This window comes from Roseiflexus castenholzii DSM 13941, assembly GCF_000017805.1.
GTDB lineage: Bacteria > Chloroflexota > Chloroflexia > Chloroflexales > Roseiflexaceae > Roseiflexus > Roseiflexus castenholzii.
On sequence record NC_009767.1, the window covers coordinates 3,741,623 to 3,760,487 of the forward strand.

General features: G+C 61.4%; 16 protein-coding genes and 1 tRNA gene. 6 read left to right on the plus strand and 11 right to left on the minus strand.

The window, feature by feature from the left end:
* Positions 1–7 precede the first annotated feature (7 nt).
* The 4 genes from RCAS_RS14875 (at position 8) to RCAS_RS14890 (ending at position 3,048) form a co-directional block, all read left to right on the plus strand.
* Entirely contained in the window at positions 8–502 is a 495-nt protein-coding gene (locus RCAS_RS14875) for a biotin/lipoyl-containing protein (protein ID WP_012121369.1), read from the plus strand.
* Positions 503–1,922: 1,420 nt separating this feature from the next.
* Positions 1,923–2,075, plus strand: coding sequence for a type II toxin-antitoxin system HicA family toxin (locus RCAS_RS24065; protein ID WP_232280029.1), 153 nt, complete (start codon positions 1,923–1,925; stop codon positions 2,073–2,075).
* 6 nt (positions 2,076–2,081) lie between these two features.
* Positions 2,082–2,495, plus strand: coding sequence for a type II toxin-antitoxin system HicB family antitoxin (locus RCAS_RS14885; protein WP_012121371.1), 414 nt, complete (start codon positions 2,082–2,084; stop codon positions 2,493–2,495).
* Complete coding sequence (locus RCAS_RS14890; protein WP_012121372.1) at positions 2,476–3,048, plus strand: Uma2 family endonuclease; 573 nt, start codon at positions 2,476–2,478, stop codon at positions 3,046–3,048. Before RCAS_RS14885 ends, RCAS_RS14890 begins: the two co-directional genes overlap by 20 nt.
* A 6-nt stretch (positions 3,049–3,054) precedes the next feature.
* Here the strand turns inward: RCAS_RS14890 and RCAS_RS14895 are convergent, their stop codons facing one another.
* The 4 genes from RCAS_RS14895 to RCAS_RS26245 form a co-directional block, all read right to left on the minus strand.
* Positions 3,055–4,089, minus strand: a complete 1,035-nt coding sequence (locus tag RCAS_RS14895) for a sigma-70 family RNA polymerase sigma factor (protein ID WP_157042660.1) — start codon at positions 4,087–4,089, stop codon at positions 3,055–3,057.
* A 90-nt stretch (positions 4,090–4,179) separates the two neighbouring features.
* Complete coding sequence (locus tag RCAS_RS14900) at positions 4,180–5,460, minus strand: DUF58 domain-containing protein (protein WP_012121374.1); 1,281 nt, start codon at positions 5,458–5,460, stop codon at positions 4,180–4,182.
* An 8-nt stretch (positions 5,461–5,468) separates the two neighbouring features.
* Positions 5,469–6,863, minus strand: a complete 1,395-nt coding sequence (mnmE, locus tag RCAS_RS14905) for a tRNA uridine-5-carboxymethylaminomethyl(34) synthesis GTPase MnmE (RefSeq protein ID WP_012121375.1) — start codon at positions 6,861–6,863, stop codon at positions 5,469–5,471.
* 301 nt (positions 6,864–7,164) lie between these two features.
* Positions 7,165–8,538 (minus strand): response regulator, encoded by a 1,374-nt coding sequence (locus RCAS_RS26245; protein ID WP_012121376.1) that lies wholly within the window; start codon positions 8,536–8,538, stop codon positions 7,165–7,167.
* A 71-nt stretch (positions 8,539–8,609) separates the two neighbouring features.
* Between RCAS_RS26245 and RCAS_RS14915 the strand changes: the two genes are divergently transcribed.
* Entirely contained in the window at positions 8,610–9,599 is a 990-nt protein-coding gene (locus RCAS_RS14915) for an NAD(P)H-dependent amine dehydrogenase family protein (RefSeq protein ID WP_012121377.1), read from the plus strand.
* Positions 9,600–9,603: 4 nt separating this feature from the next.
* On the opposite strand, the gene puhE is transcribed toward RCAS_RS14915, so the two are convergent.
* From puhE to RCAS_RS14935, 4 genes are all read right to left on the minus strand, one after another.
* Positions 9,604–10,383 carry a putative photosynthetic complex assembly protein PuhE gene (puhE, locus tag RCAS_RS14920; RefSeq protein WP_012121378.1) on the minus strand — a complete coding sequence of 260 codons (780 nt, stop codon included), beginning with the start codon at positions 10,381–10,383 and terminating at the stop codon, positions 9,604–9,606.
* Between the two features lie 927 nt (positions 10,384–11,310).
* Complete coding sequence (locus tag RCAS_RS14925) at positions 11,311–12,735, minus strand: BCD family MFS transporter (protein WP_012121379.1); 1,425 nt, start codon at positions 12,733–12,735, stop codon at positions 11,311–11,313.
* 116 nt (positions 12,736–12,851) lie between these two features.
* Entirely contained in the window at positions 12,852–14,300 is a 1,449-nt protein-coding gene (locus RCAS_RS14930; RefSeq protein WP_012121380.1) for a cyclic nucleotide-binding domain-containing protein, read from the minus strand.
* 6 nt (positions 14,301–14,306) lie between these two features.
* Positions 14,307–14,828: a hypothetical protein gene (locus RCAS_RS14935; RefSeq protein ID WP_232280030.1), complete on the minus strand. Its 522-nt coding sequence runs from the start codon at positions 14,826–14,828 to the stop codon at positions 14,307–14,309.
* Positions 14,829–14,944: 116 nt separating this feature from the next.
* On the opposite strand from RCAS_RS14935, the gene RCAS_RS14940 reads away from it, so the two are divergent.
* Positions 14,945–16,975: a tRNA uridine-5-carboxymethylaminomethyl modification enzyme MnmG/GidA gene (locus tag RCAS_RS14940; protein WP_012121382.1), complete on the plus strand. Its 2,031-nt coding sequence runs from the start codon at positions 14,945–14,947 to the stop codon at positions 16,973–16,975.
* A gap of 121 nt (positions 16,976–17,096) precedes the next feature.
* On the opposite strand, the gene RCAS_RS14945 is transcribed toward RCAS_RS14940, so the two are convergent.
* The 3 genes from RCAS_RS14945 to RCAS_RS14955 all read right to left on the minus strand — a co-directional run bounded on the left by RCAS_RS14945 (position 17,097) and on the right by RCAS_RS14955 (position 18,712).
* Positions 17,097–17,173 (minus strand) — tRNA-Arg (locus RCAS_RS14945).
* 37 nt (positions 17,174–17,210) lie between these two features.
* Entirely contained in the window at positions 17,211–18,149 is a 939-nt protein-coding gene (locus RCAS_RS14950) for an ROK family protein (protein ID WP_012121383.1), read from the minus strand.
* Complete coding sequence (locus RCAS_RS14955) at positions 18,146–18,712, minus strand: D-sedoheptulose-7-phosphate isomerase (RefSeq protein ID WP_012121384.1); 567 nt, start codon at positions 18,710–18,712, stop codon at positions 18,146–18,148. Before RCAS_RS14955 ends, RCAS_RS14950 begins: the two co-directional genes overlap by 4 nt.
* Positions 18,713–18,865: the final 153 nt, after the last annotated feature.

Consider the following 18,865-nt stretch of genomic DNA (forward strand, 5'->3'; position numbering starts at 1 on the left):
AAGAGCAATGAGCAAACTGAGCATTACAATCGATGGTCATACGTTTGTCGTCGAATCTCCGCCGTTGCACCGAACCACCGGCGCGATCACCGTGCGGGTCGATGGGCAGTCGGTTCAGGTGCTGACACCGGAAACCGGCAGTCCAGAACTGCTCGACTGGCTGATTGTAGAGAGGCGACCGTATGAGGTGGCGGTCGATCCCAATCTGCGCTGGATGCGCTCGCGGTTTGGTCTGCACCAGGTTGAAGTGCGCGATCTGGAAGCCACGGTTGCGCGCCCGGCAAGCGGCGATGGGCGCATCAAAGCGCCAATTCCAGGATTGATCACGCGCGTGCTCGTCAGCCCTGGCGAAGCGGTCGAACTCGGGCAACCGCTGCTGGTGCTGGAAGCGATGAAGATGGAGAACGAAATCCGCGCGCCACGCGCCGGTCGCGTAACGCAGATCCACGTCGCACCCGGTCAGAGCGTCGCGCTCGGCGTTGTGATGGCGGAAGTGGAGTAAGGGGAGAGGCGAGAGGCGAGAGGCGAGAGGCGAGAGGCGAGGGGCGAGAGGCGAGAGGTGATACCAATGACGCTTGAAGATACCGCATTTCTTGTCATTCCGAGCCCTTCGCTTCGCTCAGGGTAAACGCAGCGAGGAATCGGCGCGGGTCGCGCACGACCCCTCGCTTTGCTCGGGGTGACCATGCCGGATGTTCACAGGGAATTGGTGTGAGAGGTGAGAGGTGAGAGGCGAGAGGCGAGAGGCGAGAGGGGAGGGGCGAGAGGTGCGAGGCGCGAGGCGCGAGGCGCGAGGCGCGAGGCGCGAGGCGCGACCATGGCGTAGCGCGAGATTTATCTCGCGTTGGTGGAGCGGCGAGAGGGGTCCGACAACGGCGTAGCGCGAGATGTATCTCGCATCTGTGGAGAGGCGCGAGGCGCGAGGCGCGAGGCGCGAGGCGCGACCATGGCGTAGCGCGAGATTTATCTCGCGTTGGTGGAGCGGCGAGAGGGGTCCGACAACGGCGTAGCGCGAGATGTATCTCGCATCTGTGGAGAGGCGCGAGGCGCGAGGCGCGAGGCGCGAGGCGCGACCATGGCGTAGCGCGAGATTTATCTCGCGTTGGTGGAGCGGCGAGAGGGGTCCGACAACGGCGTAGCGCGAGATGTATCTCGCATTGGTGGAGAGGCGCGAGGCGCGAGGCGCGAGGCGCGACCATGGCGTAGCGCGAGATTTATCTCGCGTTGGTGGAGCGGCGAGAGGGGTCCGACAACGGCGTAGCGCGAGATGTATCTCGCATTGGTGGAGAGGCGCGAGGCGCGAGGCGCGAGGCGCGAGGCGCGACCATGGCGTAGCGCGAGATTTATCTCGCGTTGGTGGAGCGGCGAGAGGGGTCCGACAACGGCGTAGCGCGAGATGTATCTCGCATTTGTGGAGAGGCGCGAGGCGCGAGGCGCGAGGCGCGAGGCGCGACCATGGCGTAGCGCGAGATTTATCTCGCGTTGGTGGAGCGGCGAGAGGGGTCCGACAACGGCGTAGCGCGAGATGTATCTCGCATCTGTGGAGAGGCGCGAGGCGCGAGGCGCGAGGCGCGAGGCGCGAGGCGCGAGGCGCGAGGCGCGAGGTGAGGGGCGAGAGGCGCGAGGCGAGGGGGCACGAGGCAAGAGGCGCGAGGCGCGAGGTGAGAGGCGCGAGGTGCGAGGCGAGAGGCGCGAGGTGAGGGGCGAGAGGCGCGAGGCGAGAGGGGAGAGGTGATACCAAACAAAAGAAGCCAAAGGATCTTACTATACCAAAGCGGAAAGGACCGCCACGCCTGTGGCGGTCCTCTGTCCAGGCAAAGAAGGAAGAAGATCAAAGCATTCATTGACGCCCATCGCACCAAAACGACGCTATTCGATATCGTGATTGAGATCCTTGCAACGTTGACTTCATGTGTATGTGGATGCTGGTCCACGTTCGGGGCAGCCACCACCACTACAAACATCCCAATAAGCCTGGACGCGTGACTATTCCGCATCCAAAGAAAGATTTACCTGTAGGAACTTTGAAGAGTATCTACCGTCAAGCCGGTTGGTCCTGGTCAGAGAAGGAGTGAGCGCCGATGCATTACCCTGTTGTCATCCATAAGGATACTGAAAGCGATTATGGCGTTACTGTGCCTGACTTGCCTGGTTGCTTCAGTGCGGGTGAAACACTCGATGAAGCATTGCAAGAAGCCATCGAAGCCATTGAGTGCCATCTAGAAGGCTTATTAGCAGATGGCGAGCCTATCCCAACGCCAAAACCGGTTGAATTGCATCAAAGTAATCCCGATTATGCCGGAGGGATCTGGGCATTCGTTACTGTTGATGTTACAAAGCTATCAGGTAAAACGCGCAGGATCAATATTACGTTGCCTGAGCGTGTATTACATCTCGTGAATAAATATGCGAGTGAACGTGGTGAGAGTCGTTCAGGGTTGATAACCCAGGCGGTGCTTGAATATATTGGGTCCCGTGAAACGCTCGCTCGTTAAGAACAAAGCCTTCGAGGAACAAAGCAGCGACAGGCATGAGCACTACGGGAGTCGGATTATGGCGCTGACTGGAGGCAATCAGGCGCATTCGATCATTTGCAGCAACCTCAACGCGCTGCTCCACACCCAGTTGCGCAAACGACCATCCGTGATCTATACCAGCGATATGAAAATTCGGGCGGATCAACCGCGAAAATATATGTACCCCGATGTTGCAGTAGTTTGTGGCGAGTCGCAGTTTGAAGACGCAACTCGACGGGTCTTGCTCAATCCTGCGGTCATTATCGAAGTGCTACCAGAGAGCACGGAGCAATATGATCGAGGCAAAAAGTTCCAATACTATCGGAGTATCGAAACCGTCCAGGAGTACATCCTGGTGGCTTCAGATGCACAACATATCGATCACTATCGGCGACAATCCGAAAATCTCCGGGTGTTGACTTCGATGGATGGCGACGATGGCGTACTGGAGTTGCCGACGATTGAGCGCCGGTTGCATCTTGCAGAGGTCTACGAAAAAGTCCCGTTTGACATCGAAGACAATACCGCCTGAGATTGACTACTCCAGATATGCCTGCAACCGGGCGCTAACGCCAGGGCGCCGCAGCAGGCGCAGCGCATCGGCTTCGATCTGCCGGGTCCGCTCGCGGGTAATGCCAAATGCCGAACCGATCTCCTCAAGTGTCCGGCGCCGACCGTCAGTCAGACCATATCGCAATCGCAACACCGCTCGCTCGCGATCAGGCAGGTCCATCAACGCCTGTTCCAGGTCGCGCTGAAGCATGTGTTGCGTCGCAATCTCCATCGGCGCATCGGCGCCGTCATCCGCCAGCAGTTCACCAATCTGTCCTTCACCATCATTCGTGATTGGCTGTTCCAGCGAAATCGGCTGTGCAGACGCCTGAAGCAGCATCTTCACTTTGCGCTCCGGCATACCGACCGCTTCGGCGATCTCTTTGATCGTCGGCTCGCGCTCCAGCGACTGCTCGAGACGCCGCGCAACCCGTCGCACCTGTGCAATGACGTCGCTCAGATGCACCGGCAGCCGGATCAGGCGACTCTGTTCGGCGATAGCACGCGTGATCGCCTGGCGAATCCACCACGTCGCGTAGGTCGAAAAGCGGTTGCCTTTGCTGGCGTCGAATTTCTCGACGGCGCGCATCAGACCAATGTTCCCTTCCTGGACCAGGTCCATAAATGAGAGCGGACCACCGATGTACTTTTTAGCAACACTGACGACCAGGCGCAGGTTCGCCTGGATCAGGCGACGGCGCGCTTCCTCCGCCTGTACCACGCGCCGTTCGAGCAGCAGGCGCTCGTCTACCGAGTCGAAATGCTGCACGTTCAACCGCTCCTGTGCTTCACGACCGGCGCTGATGTCGTTCGCCAGCGCAACCTCTTCTGCGGCGCTCAACAGACTGACCTGACCGATCTCACGCAGGTACATTTGTGTTGAGTCGTCCAGCGTTTCGCCGGAAGAGGCTCGTTGCGCCACAACATCAGCAAAGTCGGTCTGCCAGAATACATCACTTTCGGGGTCTGCCTCCTGCTCAATCGCGTGTGAGCGGAAGCGAGAGGTTGGGACCTGGTTCATCACGGCACTCCAGAGGTGCATGTCATCTACTCCTCGTACCGTATTTTACGAATCATTCCATCCGATGGATGTGGCTTCGTTGACGATTTTTCACGATGGGCGAGCGTGCGGCGCTCCCGCATGGTGAAGACCCATTGCGGCGGTCTGAGCAAGCGCCGTCGTCAGCGGTTGTCCGCGTTGCCAGACACAGGTTGGCACGCGCAGTTCTGCCAGGCGTCCACGGATCGACTCGTTGCTGCGCCCACCGCCGAACGACTCCGCATCGATCAGAATCGCAACGATACGCACCCCTCGATACCGCAAGTGCTGGACTCCTGTAACCCACCGCTCATCCAGCGACGGAGTAATCACCACCAGCGTGCAGTTGCGCCCGAAGCGTGCGTTTTCGGCGCTCAACACTTCCGCCAGCGACGCAGACCCATAGGCGCGCAGTTCCGCCAGCGCCTCCAGGATTTTGTACAACTGCCGCGCCTCGCGCTCAGGCGGAATGACTTCGCGGCGCTGTCCCCAGGCGATCAACCCCACGGCACGATTCTGCTCGAGCACATGACGCGCAATCGATGCTGCGGCATGCACCGCATATTCCTCGGTCGACTCGGTGGTTCGCCGGAACTGCCTGCCCGAAGTTCTTTCTACGGGCCGCCATGCCTGCTGCACATATTCATGCATATCGAGCGCCACATAAACCTCGGCAGTCGGATCGAGTTCAAACTCCTTCACCATCAACCTGCCCAGGCGCGCTGTGCTCCGCCAGTGAATGCGGTTGAAACCGTCGCCGGGTTGATAGTCGCGAATGGCGGCGACATTTGGTGTTACGTGGTACGTGCGTCGCCGGAGGTCCTGGCCACCCGGCAATTCTGCGCCGGGCAGCACGAAACCTGGCAGCGGAACGGTGCGCGGGTAGACCAGAATCTCGTTATCGCCTGGAATATCGCGCTGGAAACGAAACAGACCCAGCAGGTCACTACTTACCAGCGTCACCGGACCCAACCGGAACTTCCCGCGCATGGTGCAGGTGGTGCGAATAACCTGGCGCCGCTGATCGTATCCTGGTAGATACGCGACGAAACCGGCACTGTGGTCGGGCAGGTTTGAACGGTCGATCACCTCGATCCAGAGTTTGGGCAGGAACCAGTGGTTGACCAGCGTCATCCGCTCGCGCACCACATCTCCGACCTGTGCGCGATGGGTGAAAACCTCGCGCCGCACGCTCAAACCACGCAGATTGAGCCATGCCCACAGGTACGCTACAATCACAATGCCAACTAACAGGTAGCTCAGTTGGAAAAACAGATCGATCCCCGTGCCGTGCGCCGCCACGAAGAGCAGCAGTGCAAGCGCAACCAGCGCGATAGGACGCAGAGCGTGCATTGGCATGGTCACTTTCCGATGCAGAACCGACTGAAAATAGCGTGGAGCAGATCGTCACCGACCGCCTCGCCGGTCACCTCACCGATCGCATTGATCGCCGCAGTCAGATCCACCGCCAGCAGATCGGGCGATACGCCGCGCCGAAAACTATCGAGCGCGTCACGAGCGTGTGTTGCTGCGCGCGCAAGCGCGTCACGGTGACGCACATTGGTCACCAGGCGCCCATCGGCAGGCGACGAATCGCCGAGCAGCAGGCGCGCAACCGTCGCGCCGAGCATATCCAGTCCCTGCCCGGTCAATGCCGAAACTGCAATTGTCGCGTCGAATGGCACACCACGCAGATTTTCATACGCGCATTTGAGGAATTTCATACATTCTTGCACTGCATCGGCGCCGTCGATCAGATCAATCTTGTTGACGATCAGCACCGTGCGTTTATCTCGAGTCAACGCCACAATCTCACGGTCATCATCGACGGGTTGGCTCACCCCCTCGACCACGAGGAGCAACAGGTCCGCCTGCGCCACTGCCTGCCGGCTTCGCTCCACACCAAGGCGCTCGACCGGATCGACGCTTTCGACAATCCCGGCGGTGTCGGTCAAGACCACCGGCACGCCCCCCAGGTTGGCAGTTTCCTCCAGGGTATCGCGCGTCGTGCCGGGGATTGGCGTCACGATCGCCCGATCAATGCGCAACAGCGCATTCAGCAGGCTTGATTTTCCAGCATTTGGGCGACCGACCAACGTGGCACGCGCCCCCTGACGGTAGATTATCCCCTGTTCCGCAGTAGCAACTAGCGTATCGAGCGCCTGAACCGCCGCTGTCAGTGGCGTCTCGACATCCTGAGGCTCGACCTCATCTTCAGGGAAATCAACCAGCGCCGTGCAGTATGCCAGTGGATCTATGAGCAGAGCGCGGATGCGGCGCAATTCGTGGGAAAGCCATCCGCCCAACTGCGCTTCCGCCAGCGCCAGCGCCGTTGTCGTTCGCGCCGTAATGATGTCGAGCGTCGCTTCCGCCTGAGTCAGATCGATCCGTCCATTCAAAAAGGCGCGCATGGTGAACTCGCCGGGGTTGGCAGCGCGCGCGCCTGCTGCCAGCGCCTGCTGCAACACGCGCTCGACCACCAGAGGTCCGCCATGCACCGAGATTTCGACAGTATCCTCAGCGGTGAAACTGCGCGGACCACGCATAAAGACGGCAAGCGCCTCGTCCACTCTGACGCCGGCGCCATCCACCACGTGCCCATAGCGCATCCGATAGGGTTTCCAGCGACCGGGACGCACCGGCACAAAGATGCGCTCCAGAATAGACAGCGCATCCTTTCCGCTGATGCGCACAATGCCGATACCCCCTTCACCGGGAGGGGTGGCAATGGCTGCAATGGTGTCGTCGTACATCATAGGCAACGATTATTGTACCAGACGCAGCTGTGATTGCGCCGGCGGAGCAGGTTCTTTGCACCTTTGCACCGCTATGTGTGCTGATTCGCAAGGAGTTACGCGGTCGCTTCACAGGTGAGCCGGGTGACGGCTCTTTTTGCCTTCGGCAGAGCGGTACGTATCTTCTTCCGTGGTGTGAGGCGGCCGCTTTGCTGCCGCCTCACACCACCCTGACCGGGAACACCACGCTGCCACAGGTTCTGGCGGAGCCAGAAGACGCACCCACCGCGTCACTCGTGTTATTTGAAAGGTATTAGCCTTATCACGGCTGAACCGGCGGCGGTTCAGGGGTCGGCGGTTCAGGGGTCGGCGGTTCAGGGGTCGGCGGCTCAGGGGTCGGCTGTGGGCGCGGCGTCGGTTGTGGGCGCGGCGTGATTGTTGGCGTCAAAGTCGGCGCTGGCGTGGTTGTGGGTTCCGGCGTTGGACTTGGCGTGAAGGTCGCCGTTGGCGTCGGGCTTGGCGTGACCGTTGGCGAGGAGGTCGCTGTTGGCGAAAACGTTGGCGTCAGCGTTGGTGATGGGGTTGCAGTCGGTGGTGAAAAGAGCGCGCGCGCGCGATCGCCAAGCGCAGCCACGCCTGCCGGATCGAGCGCTATGATGCCGCCGATACCAATCGCCAGCGCCAGCGCGACGACGGCTGCCCACATCCACCAGGGCGTTGCGGAACGTGGCAGAAATGTGCCGCCGAGAGCGGGCAACGGTTCAACCGGTGCGCTATAGTGCCGCTGGCGATACTCCTCGAGCGCATGGGTCACATTCAGCCCAAGATATGAGGCATAGGTCTTGACCATCGCCTCCGTCATAGCGCCATGCGGCAGCAACGAGAACTTTTCTTCCTCCATCGCCTGGATGTAGGACATTCGGATTTTGGTGTCGAGTTCCGCCTGCACCAGTGTGATACGGCGGCGTTGACGTGCAGCGCGGAGGCGGGCGCCAAGCGGCAACTGCTCCAACTCGTGCGCGCGCAACTCATCAACATCCATTGGCGTGTGATTGCCGATCAAGCCGCGTTCCTCAGCATGGGGAATGAATATCGGCTCGTCCTCTGCGCCCTCTGGGGAACGCTTGCGACGCAGGCGTTCGGTGGACAACGCCGGAGTCGGTTGCCCGGCAGAAGATTCCGGCGCGCCAGACCTGCGCTCCACTGTCGCGTCGAGCACATCATCATCGTCACCCAGATCGATGACTCGGGCAGCAACGTCGGACGAATCTGAGCGCGACTCGGATGCCGGTTGCCCGGCAGCAGGCGCACCGGGCGAAACAGTCGTGTCGTTGCCGGATCGCAACCGCAGATGCACGCGCAAACGCGCAATTAATTCACCGGCACGAAACGGCTTCGTAAGATAATCGACAGCGCCGGCGTCCAACCCGCGAACCACATCTTCTTCGAGACCATCACCACTCATCACGATGGTCGGCACACGCTTTGCCAGGCGCGGGAGGAACTCCCATCCGGCGCGATGATCAACAGCAGGTTCCAGCAGCGCCAGATCGACCGTCGCCCCGGCAAGCGCCTGTTCCGCCTGCCGCACACAGGTCGCCTGGAACGTCTCGTACCCTGCCTCTTTCAGTTGCGTTGCCAGCCGTGCCAGCAACACCACATCGTCATCGATGATCAGAATGGTCGGAATATTCATAAGAAATTGACATTTCCTCTAACGGCGCGTTATTATAACATGACCGGCATTCATCCGTAAGGGAACATAATATGACGACTCGCGTCGTTTGTTACGGTCTCGGACCGATCGGCATGGGCATTGCTCGTCTGGCGTGTACGCGATCTGGCATTCAGATCGTCGGCGCAATCGATGTCGATCCGCAAAAAGCCGGGCGCGACCTTGGCGAACTGTTGGGACGCAGCGCCATTGGTGTGACGGTCAGCATCGATGCGGCGAGAACATTGAGCCGCGTCCACCCTGATGTCGTGCTGCACGCCACACAATCGTCGCTTGCCGCCGTGGCGCCGCAACTCCGGGAATGCATCACCGCTGGCGCGAACGTCATTTCGACGTGTGAGGAGCTCGCCTACCCGTGGAGTGCGCAGCCGCAACTTGCAGCAGACCTCGACGCTGCCGCGCGCGCGGCTGGCGTAACGCTGCTCGGCACAGGGGTCAACCCCGGATACGCAATGGATGCGTTGCCCCTTATGCTGACGGCGGCATGCGCTGAGGTGCGCGCCATGCGGGTATTGCGCATTGTAGACGCCGCACAGCGGCGTGGTCCTTTGCAGCGCAAGATTGGCGCCGGGTTGACCCCGGACGAGTTCGCGCAGCGGGTGCGCGAAGGCGCCGTGCGTCACGTCGGGCTGGCCGAGTCGTTGCACATGATTGCCGCCACCCTTGGATGGCAACTTGATGCCGGGGATGACACGATTATGCCGATCCTTGCCGGGTGCGCCGTCGTAACCGAGCACGTGTCGGTGGAAGCCGGGCAGGTTGCCGGCGTGCATCAGATTGCGCGCGGCTATATTGGCGAGCGCGAAGTCATTACACTCGATCTGCGCATGTATGTCGGCGCGCCAGACCCGCAAGATACCGTCGAAATCGATGGCAACCCACCGCTGCGCATGACGATTGCAGGCGGCATTCATGGCGACATTGCAACCGCCGCGATTGCGGTCAATACCATTGCCAGCATACGGAAAGCAGAACCCGGCTTGTTGAGCATGACCGACGTGCCGCTCGTTCATTACTGGTAAGGCGCTATCCGGCATCCACCCGGCGCTCACCCCACGCCTTGCCCACCGGCGGGGTCATGAGCAACCAGATTTCGAGCAGACCCAGCAATGTCAGGAACCCAAGCAGCGTTCCCGCGACCGCCTGATAGTCGGTTGCATCCGGGTGCAACGCCCAACGCCAGAGCAATGTCGCTATCACGATGGCGCCGGTGACCGAAAGGGGGAAAAACAGGTTCATCGGGCGATAGCGAAAAAAGACCCCCAGATGACGAAGGTGATCCGGCAGCAAGCCGGCATGAAAATTGCGCGCTCCCAGAAAGATGTTGATCTTGGCAGCCAGGTGCATAAGCCAGAGCAACAGATACGTCCATAATCCCAGCATATTCGGCGCGCCCCAACTGAGCGCCGCCAGGACGCCGACGCCTGCCAATGCTGTGAGTTCGTGGTGCAGGCTCGCATGCACCGCCTGCCCAAAACGAACGATATCGCTTGGATGCCAGACAAACGGCTCCTCGCGCGGACCGGTCACGAACCCCATATAGAAACCGGCGAGTTGCCATCCCCACACCAGCGTCCCGCCGGTAAACCCCAGATACGCTCCCCACACACCGGTATTCTCCCGTGCCAGCCAGATACCGGCGAGCGATGCGAGTGCAACCACAGTGATGGCGGCGAAACTCAGGCGGTAGGTGCGCTGCGGCAGGCGGTAGAGCAGAATGATGACGGCAGTCGAAACCCACCAGAGCGCCAGTGCGTAGAGCAGCGGCGCGAGGTGGCGGATAAGCATGGGAGAGATGTCAGGCATGTGAAGAACCAAGAACTGAGAACTAAGAACTGAGAACCAAGAACTGAGGACATGAGAGAGGCTAAAGGTTAGGGGTTAGTGATCGGGGGTGGTGCGTTCAACGCTCAACATTCCATGTGCAGTGTGCAACCTTCCACCTTCAACTCCCTCTTGCCTCTCACCTCACCCCTCTCACCTCACCCCTCGCGCCTCGCGCCTCGCGCCTCACTCTTCGCGCCGCTCCACCAATGCGAGATAAATCTCGCGCGACGCCACGGTCGGACGCCTCACTCCTCGCGCCTCACCCCTCGCGCCTCTCCACCAATGCGAGATAAATCTCGCGCGACGCCACGGTCGGACGCCTCGCGCCTCACGCCTCGCGCCTCACGCCTCGCGCCTCGCGCCTCTCACCTCGCGTCTCTCACCTCGCGCCTCGCGCCTCGCGCCTCGCGCCTCGCGCCTCGCGCCTCGCGCCTCGCGCCTCGCGCCTCGCGCCTCGCGCCTCGCGCCTCGCGCCTCGCGCCTCGCGCCTCTCACCTCGCGTCTCTCACCTCGCGCCTCTCGCCTCGCGCTTCGCGCCTCGCGCCTCGCGCCTCGCGCCTCTCCACAAATGCGAGATACATCTCGCGCTACGCCGTTGTCGGACCCCTCTCGCCGCTCCACCAACGCGAGATAAATCTCGCGCTACGCCATGGTCGCGCCTCGCGCCTCGCGCCTCGCGCCTCGCGCCTCTCCACAAATGCGAGATACATCTCGCGCTACGCCACGGTCGGACGCCTCGCGTCTCTCACCTCGCGCCTCGCGCCTCGCGCCTCGCGCCTCGCACCTCGCGCCTCGCGCCTCTCACCTCGCGTCTCTCACCTCGCGCCTCGCGCCTCGCGCCTCGCGCCTCGCGCCTCGCGCCTCGCGTCTCTCCCCTCGCGTCTCTCCCCTCGCGCCTCGCGCCGCTCAGAACAGAATCTGATCACCGGGCAAATCCTGCAATCCCGACCACGGCGAACGAACCGTACCCTCGCGCAACTGGCGACCCAGGCGCAATGCCGCGATCAAGCCAAGCGTAATCAGGAGAATGACGAGCGATGTCGCGTAAACTACGGTATACCCCAGCAGAATACTGCCGGTTTGCAACTGAACAATATCACGCGCCAGACCGCCGCCCACAGTGCCAAACCCCTGCGCCAGCGCCTGCGTCACACCCCACAAACCAATGAACAACCCGGCGTGCGCCCGATCCGCAAGCGTCATGATCAGCGCCACCGAAGCAACGATGAACAACCCGCGCCCGATGCCAATAAAGACCACGCCGCCGCGAAACACAGTCACATCGAGGCTCCCGCCGGCGGCAATAACGACCAGAAAACCCAAAGCGCCAACGGCGCATCCACCAATTATCAGGCTGATAGGCGACTGCCCACGCCACAGAAGCAGACCTGCCACCGTGATGCCTGTAATCATTGCCACACCCCAGAGCGCCGTCAACCGGGTCGTCGCTGCGACGCTCATGCCCAGCACCTGACCGCCATACGGCTCCAGGAGCACATCGTGCGTGGCGAGCGCCAGCGTTCCGCCAAACAGAACGACGAACAACGCACGCAATCCAGGCTGCTGCCAGACCACGCGCAGTTGCTCGACCAGCGTCAACCGCACCCGAATCTCATCGGTATGACTGACGAGCGTCCCATCCGCGCGCAATCGCTCGCGCCCAAGCAGAGAGATCGCGGTCAGAACCGCGAAGACCACCGCCGAACCCTGCATTACCTGGATCAACAGCACCGGTGAATAGTTTTCGAGAATGGCGCCAACAATGATCGAACTGACAATCGTCCCGACGACCAGCATCATCCATAACACTGCCAGCACCTTGCCCCGTTCGCGCGGCGGCGTAATATCACTGACCAACGCTAGATACGTCGTCTCGACAATATTGACGCCAATGCCATATGCCAGAAAGATGGCAGCGCAAACGACGAGCGCAACCGCAAAGGGCATCGAACTATCGGGACCCAGCAGGATCAACGAAAACGGCGCGGTCGCCAGACCGCCATACGTCAGCACCGCGCCCAGGACCACATACGGCGTGCGCCAGCGCCCCTTCGCGCGATGCACATCCGACTGATAGCCAAAGATGGCGCGCACCGGCGAGACAAAGTAGTGAATCGCCATGAGCGACGCGACAATCGCGGCAGGAACATACAAATCACCGATCAACACGCGGTTGAGCGTACCGGTGATCGGCGCCAGCGCAATTCCCATGCCAAGTTGAAAAAGCCCCAGGCGCAGAACACTCAGCCACCATCGTATCGCCTGATGATCGCTTACCCATGCGCCAACCCGCTGCGCCAGTCCTGCCAGTCGTTGGGTTCCAGTCGCCATCGCGCCCCCTTACACGACTATCGCGTGCTGTACGCGGCACAACCGTAACCGTGTTCTTACCCGCTCTGCGCGCCATCATAACGCGACAGGATGCGCATGTCAAGCAGACAGCCTTCTCACAACGGGAAAACTTCCTCAACCGGCGCCAGACGCAACGCTCCGGTTGGGCAGGCGCTGACGCACGCCAGATCGTGGTAGCCGTGACAGAGATCGCATTTATGAGCGCGCTGGTGTGGTTGATGCGCCGCTTCCAGATGAATAACCGGTGTTCTCCAACGCTGCCACCGTTGCCACAACCCCCACAGCGACGACTGATGCGCCGCAGCAACAGGCTTCAGATGCACTGCATCGTAGGGACAGGCTGGCACACATTCGCCACAACCGGTGCAGGCATCGGTAATCATCAGCGCCCCGCTATCATTCCAGACAATCGCATCCTCCGGGCAGGCTTCGACACATTCGGCGCCGACCCGGCACTGCCGGCATGCATTGGCGACCTCCATCCCATTCAGCATCAGACCGGAAAAATGAATACGACTGGAACCGTGGCGCGATGCACACGCATGCTCACAAATAGTACATCCCGGTTTGCACAGACTCAGGTCGCGCACCAGCACATGGGTGCCCCGACGCCATCCATGTTCGAGCATCGCCATCAGTTGCGCCTGACGTTCCACATCGCTCTGAATAGCACGGCTGGACGCCTTTCGCTGCTCGACGACGTCGCGCAATTGCTTCGCCAGTTCTGGTTGGCTCGCCAGCAGATCGTCGAGGTCCTGCGCGGGCAATGCCAGCGCCTCGACCGGCGTCAGCGCTCGCACATCGGCATTGTGCGGCTGGCGGGTCAACAGCGACATTTCACCAAAGAAGTCCCCCTCTTCCAGGTACGCGATCGCCTGCCCGTTTTGCTCAACCACCACCTGCCCGGACATCACGATATACAGTGCGTCGCCAATGGCGCCCTGATGCAGCACAATCGAGCCGCGGCTGTACTGCATTGGGCGAAGCGCGCGGGCAATATGGATGCGTTCGACCGGCGACAGACGACTGAAGAGCGGCACGCGTCCCAGCGTGCTTTCGACCAACCGTTGCTGATAGATCTGACGCAGTGCTCGTTCCAGTTCCGGCGCAGTGGGGAGCATCGTCCGCACATCCGCCAGTGGAATCTGCACCAGGTAACACACGGTTTCGGCGCGCACCGTCGCTCCACGAAACCGGTCGCCAAACAATGATGCCACGCCAAGACAATCGCCACGTTCGAGAATGCCGATCAACACCTCACGCCCGGCACGGTCATGGAGCGTCAAACTGACAGCGCCCTGCACAATGAGCATGAGCGAGGCAAGCGGATGCTGTTCATTCGTAATGACCGTTCCAGGCATGAATGCACGTAGCGTGGCGCAGGCTGCCATGCGCGCCAGCGTATCGGGAGCGACACCCCGCAGACAATCGAGATGCGCCAGCGCCTGCGTCTGTTGCTGACGTTGCTCTCGATAGCGCATCACTGCTTCACCCGATAGGGTGTCAACGCTCTGACGCTCAAACGGTGCGCTCTTCGATCCCATATGCACTCATCCTTCGGTCAAATACCAGCGTCCATCAATGTTGACAAGCGGCACTGTGCCGTCGGAGCGTCCAATCACCTGACTGAGCTCAATGCTCTGTTCGTAGAATACGAACGAGCCACGATCCGTGGTGCGCACCAGCGTCATCGCAATCATCGCAGAGGGGAGACGCACCAGTGCGCGTTCGCCATCATCGGCGACCTTTTCCACCGATTGAAGACCGCGGAGTTCGAAGATGGCAGTCTCATCATCGGCAAGTTGGCGCAGACCGCTCGCAAACGACGCCAGCGCGCGTCGCAGTGCAATCCGCTGTGCATCCCGCTCCACAGGCGCAAAATATCCTGCCAGACGTTCGGCCCAGAAACTGCGCACCTCTTCCTGGTGCAGGTTCGGGTCCCGCAGCGCACGCTGGAGATCCTCGAAGAAACTTTCGGTCACAGCTTCTGGTGAAAACCCGCCGCCAACATCCGCTTCGTCGGCTGTGGGAGCAGCCGTACACGCCGCCAGAAACCACATAATGAGCGCCACACTGCATAAATAGCGCACATTTGTGAATTTATGAAGACAAGCGCACCGAACCATGGCGCCTTCATTGTAGCACATCGTTCTGACCTTCTCCATCAAAACGCTGTATAATTGGGGATATGGATAGCATTCATCCGTTCATCTATGACCTGATTGTCGTCGGCGCCGGCCACGCCGGATGCGAAGCAGCGCACGCCGCTGCGCGCATGGGATGCCGCACCCTGCTCCTGACGATCGACCTCGACAAGCTGGCGCACATGTCGTGCAATCCGTCGATTGGCGGTCCGGCGAAAGGGCATCTGGTGCGTGAGATCGATGCACTTGGCGGCTTGATGGGGCGTGTGACCGACCGTACCTTTATTCAGATTCGCCTGCTCAACGAGAGCAAAGGACCGGCGGTGCAGGCGCCGCGCGCACAGGCGGACAAGCGCCTCTACGCGAAAGTGATGAAAGAAACGCTCGAAACGACGCCAAATCTCGATCTGCGGCAGGCGATGATCGAGCGTATTCTTCTTCCGCAACCACCCGGACGCAACGGCAGCGCTGCACCGGCAGACGATCCAGCGGGCGTGCAACCCGGACACTATGCGGTTATCACTCACACCCGCAGAGTGTACCAGAGCAGGGCGCTGGTGCTGACAACCGGCACGTTCCTGCGCGGGCGGGCAATTACCGGTGAAGCGATCTGGGGCGCGGGACGGGCGGGTGAAGCGCCCGCCACGGCGCTCGGCGAAGACCTGGCGGCGCTGGGTTTTCCGCTCGTGCGCCTCAAAACCGGCACGCCGCCACGCATCGACGCGCGCACCATCGATTTTTCGCAGACCAGTGTGCAGCAGGGTAGTCCGACGCCACTGTTCTTCGGGCATTACTACCGCGTGCTGGGAGAAATCCCTCCCGAACCGGCATTCACCGGCGCACCCGCCTGTGCCTACCCGGAACCGCTCCGCGCTGCCTGGCGACCACAGTTGCCTTGCTACCTGGTGCACACCACGCCGGAGTTTCACGAGATTGTGCGGCGCAACCTCGACCGCGCGCCGCTGTTTAGCGGCATCATCGAAGGCGTGGGTCCGCGTTACTGTCCCTCGATTGAGGACAAGATCGTGCGCTTTGCCGACAAGGAACGCCACGGCTTATTTCTCGAACCCGAAGGCTGGTCGACGCACGAGGTCTATGTGCAGGGATGCAACACCTCGCTGCCAGAAGACGTGCAGTGGGCAATGCTGCGCAGCATTCCGGCATTGCGCCGCGTTGAGCTGATGCGCGCAGGGTATGCTATCGAATACGATGCGCTTGCAACCGGCGAAATCGCTGCGGATATGTCGTCGCGCCGCATCCCCGGGTTGTTCTTCGCCGGTCAGATCAACGGTACGACCGGCTACGAAGAAGCCGCTGCGCAGGGGTTGATGGCTGGCATCAACGCGGCGCGCTTCATTCAGGGGAAGCCGCCGATTATTCTACGGCGCGATGAAGCCTATATTGGCGTCCTGATCGACGACCTGATCACGAAAGAGATCCGCGAACCCTATCGTATGTTCACCTCGCGCGCAGAACACCGTCTCCTGCTCCGCACCGATAATGCCGACCTGCGATTGACCCGCCTGGCGGGTGAACTGGGGCTGGTTGACCGTGAGCGCGTTGAGGCGGTCGAGCGCAAGCGCGAGGAGAGTGAACGGCTCTTGCGCGTGTTGCGCGGGCAGCGCCTGTTTCCGTCGGCAGCGACCAATGCCCGCCTGAGTGATGTCGGCATTGCGCCGCTCAGTAGTGAAATGAGCGCCGAAGATGTGCTGCGCCGTCCCGAGGTGCGCTATGAGCAACTTCGACAGGCGCTCGACCTGCCTGCATGCGACGCCGACATTGCAGAGCAGGTGGAGATCGAAGCGAAGTATGGCGGGTACCTGCAAAAACAGCAGCGTGAAGTCGAACGGCTGCGGCGTATGGAAGCGCGCCGCATTCCGCCTGATTTCGACTTCACGGCGCTGCGCGGGTTGCGCAACGAAGCGCGTCAGACACTCCAACGCTTCCGCCCGGCGACCGTCGGGCAGGCGGCGCGGCTGGCAGGGATCAACCCGGCTGATGTGGCGATCCTGATTGTTGCGCTCGAACGGCGGGGACGACGGGATATGGCGCTCGATGTCAGATCAGGCGCGTGACCCATCGCGCTCCTGCGCCATGGACGTTCTCGTCAGAACACCGAGCGCTAGAGTGATAAGGCACAGCAATGCTGTGAACAAAACAGGGATTGCGTTGTATAACGCAACCCCTGTCTCCGTTTGGTGACCCCGACTGGGCTCGAACCAGTAACCTGCAGCTCCGGAGGCTGCCGCTCTATCCAATTGAGCTACGGGGCCATGACTACTGGCATTCTAGCACCCGCATCCGGGGCTGTCAAGATTCGCGCAGCAGCGCCGCTCCCCCCAGAATGCCGACATCGTCGCCGAGCGCCGCAGGCATGATGCTCAATTCCGGGTCCATAGCACGCTGCGCAACCACATGGCGCACCGGATCGAACAGCAAGGCGCCAGCGCGGGTCAACCCGCCGCCGAGCACCACCCGTCCAGGGTTGAGCAGGTTGGCGGCTGAAGCGATACCGATCCCTAGCCAGCCCATTGCCTCGTTCCACACAGCGCGCGCCAGCGCGTCGCCGCTGGCGGCGGCTTCCGCCACGTGTTGCGCCGTCAGCGCATCGGGCGGGATAGTCGCCAACACACTGAACGCACCGTCAGGACCACGCAACCGCAGGCGCGCCTCTCGCGCAATCGACAATCCCGATGCCAGCGCCTCCAGGCATCCGTTGCGTCCACACGGGCAGGGTGGTCCATCTGGCTTCAGCGTCTGATGCCCCGCTTCGCCCGCCCATGCGCGCTCGCCACGATGTAACCGCCCGCCAATGATGATACCGCCACCGATGCCGGTGCTCACCGTCAGGTAAAGAAGGTGCTGCACGCCCCGCCCGGCGCCGAAGTGAAACTCGGCGAGCGCCGCTGCATCGCCATCGTTTGCGACTGCCGCAGGCAATCCCAGCAAAGCCTCGATGCGCGCCGCCAGCGGCATCTGTTCCCATCCGGCGACGTGCATCGAGAAACGCACCGTGCGTCCATCGGCGGCTACCGGTCCGCCAAAACTGACGCCAACGCCCTGAACCGGCGCTGGCGCCGAATCCATCAATTCGCGTGCCATTGCCAGCATTGCATCCAGGCTGGCAGGTGCGCCGGCAGCCACCGGCGTCGGTATGGTGCGGCGCGCCAGCACTACGCCATGCGTCAGATCGACGAGACCGGCGGCAAGTTTTGTGCCGCCAAAATCGAGACCAATAACGAGGTTCATACCGGTTCGGCGCTGATCCGCTCACCAAGCGCCACCGCCAGGCTATGGCAGATGGCGGAGTGAGCGTCTTCGACTTCGGGCATACAATGGCTGGGAACCACAACCACGATCTGCGCCAGACCCGCCAGTTTGCCGCCCGCGAAACCGGTCAACCCGATGGTGGTGGCGCCTTGCGCTGCCATCCATTCGACCGCGCGCAGCACATTTGGCGAATTGCCGCTCCCCGAAATTGCCACGAGCGTGTCGCCAGGACGATAGAGCGATATGACCTGCTCAACAAAGACACGCTCATACGCGGAATCGTTCGACCAGGCGGTCATCACCGGTACGTTATCGGTCAACGCAATGGCGCGCACACGCCGACGGCCATCTGTAAGCGTCCATTTTGCCAAATCGCATGCAAAATGCGAGGCATTCGCGGCGCTGCCGCCGTTCCCGCAGATAATGATCGTCCCATCGCGCAGGTATGTCTGCCACAACGCCTCTTCGACCGCGCGCAACGGCTCGCGAGGAACGGCTGCGAGTGTTGCTGCCAGTGATGTGAGATACTGGTCGACTCTCATTCTGTTTCCTCCATTCGGGTTAGGGGTCAGGAGGTTAATCTCCCGTTGTCCACCGGCTACCTGTAAGTGTCACCGTCCATTCGTTCCTATCCTCGCCTCTTGCATCCCTCCCCGTGGGCGCCCTTCCATCGCATTCGCCTCTAGTGTACCGCA

What these genes read in the sequence shown, in the direction of transcription:
- RCAS_RS14925 (WP_012121379.1), bottom strand. Translation starts at nt 12,735, where the DNA reads ATGGCGACTGGAACCCAACGACTGGCAGGACTGGCGCAGCGGGTTGGC.
- puhE (WP_012121378.1), bottom strand. Translation starts at nt 10,383, where the DNA reads ATGCCTGACATCTCTCCCATGCTTATCCGCCACCTCGCGCCGCTGCTC.
- RCAS_RS24065 (WP_232280029.1), top strand. Translation starts at nt 1,923, where the DNA reads ATGCTGGTCCACGTTCGGGGCAGCCACCACCACTACAAACATCCCAAT.
- RCAS_RS14940 (WP_012121382.1), top strand. Translation starts at nt 14,945, where the DNA reads ATGGATAGCATTCATCCGTTCATCTATGACCTGATTGTCGTCGGCGCC.
- RCAS_RS14885 (WP_012121371.1), top strand. Translation starts at nt 2,082, where the DNA reads ATGCATTACCCTGTTGTCATCCATAAGGATACTGAAAGCGATTATGGC.
- RCAS_RS14950 (WP_012121383.1), bottom strand. Translation starts at nt 18,149, where the DNA reads ATGAACCTCGTTATTGGTCTCGATTTTGGCGGCACAAAACTTGCCGCC.
- mnmE (WP_012121375.1), bottom strand. Translation starts at nt 6,863, where the DNA reads ATGATGTACGACGACACCATTGCAGCCATTGCCACCCCTCCCGGTGAA.
- RCAS_RS14915 (WP_012121377.1), top strand. Translation starts at nt 8,610, where the DNA reads ATGACGACTCGCGTCGTTTGTTACGGTCTCGGACCGATCGGCATGGGC.
- RCAS_RS14875 (WP_012121369.1), top strand. Translation starts at nt 8, where the DNA reads ATGAGCAAACTGAGCATTACAATCGATGGTCATACGTTTGTCGTCGAA.
- RCAS_RS14900 (WP_012121374.1), bottom strand. Translation starts at nt 5,460, where the DNA reads ATGCACGCTCTGCGTCCTATCGCGCTGGTTGCGCTTGCACTGCTGCTC.
- RCAS_RS26245 (WP_012121376.1), bottom strand. Translation starts at nt 8,538, where the DNA reads ATGAATATTCCGACCATTCTGATCATCGATGACGATGTGGTGTTGCTG.
- RCAS_RS14895 (WP_157042660.1), bottom strand. Translation starts at nt 4,089, where the DNA reads ATGAACCAGGTCCCAACCTCTCGCTTCCGCTCACACGCGATTGAGCAG.
- RCAS_RS14955 (WP_012121384.1), bottom strand. Translation starts at nt 18,712, where the DNA reads ATGAGAGTCGACCAGTATCTCACATCACTGGCAGCAACACTCGCAGCC.
- RCAS_RS14930 (WP_012121380.1), bottom strand. Translation starts at nt 14,300, where the DNA reads ATGGGATCGAAGAGCGCACCGTTTGAGCGTCAGAGCGTTGACACCCTA.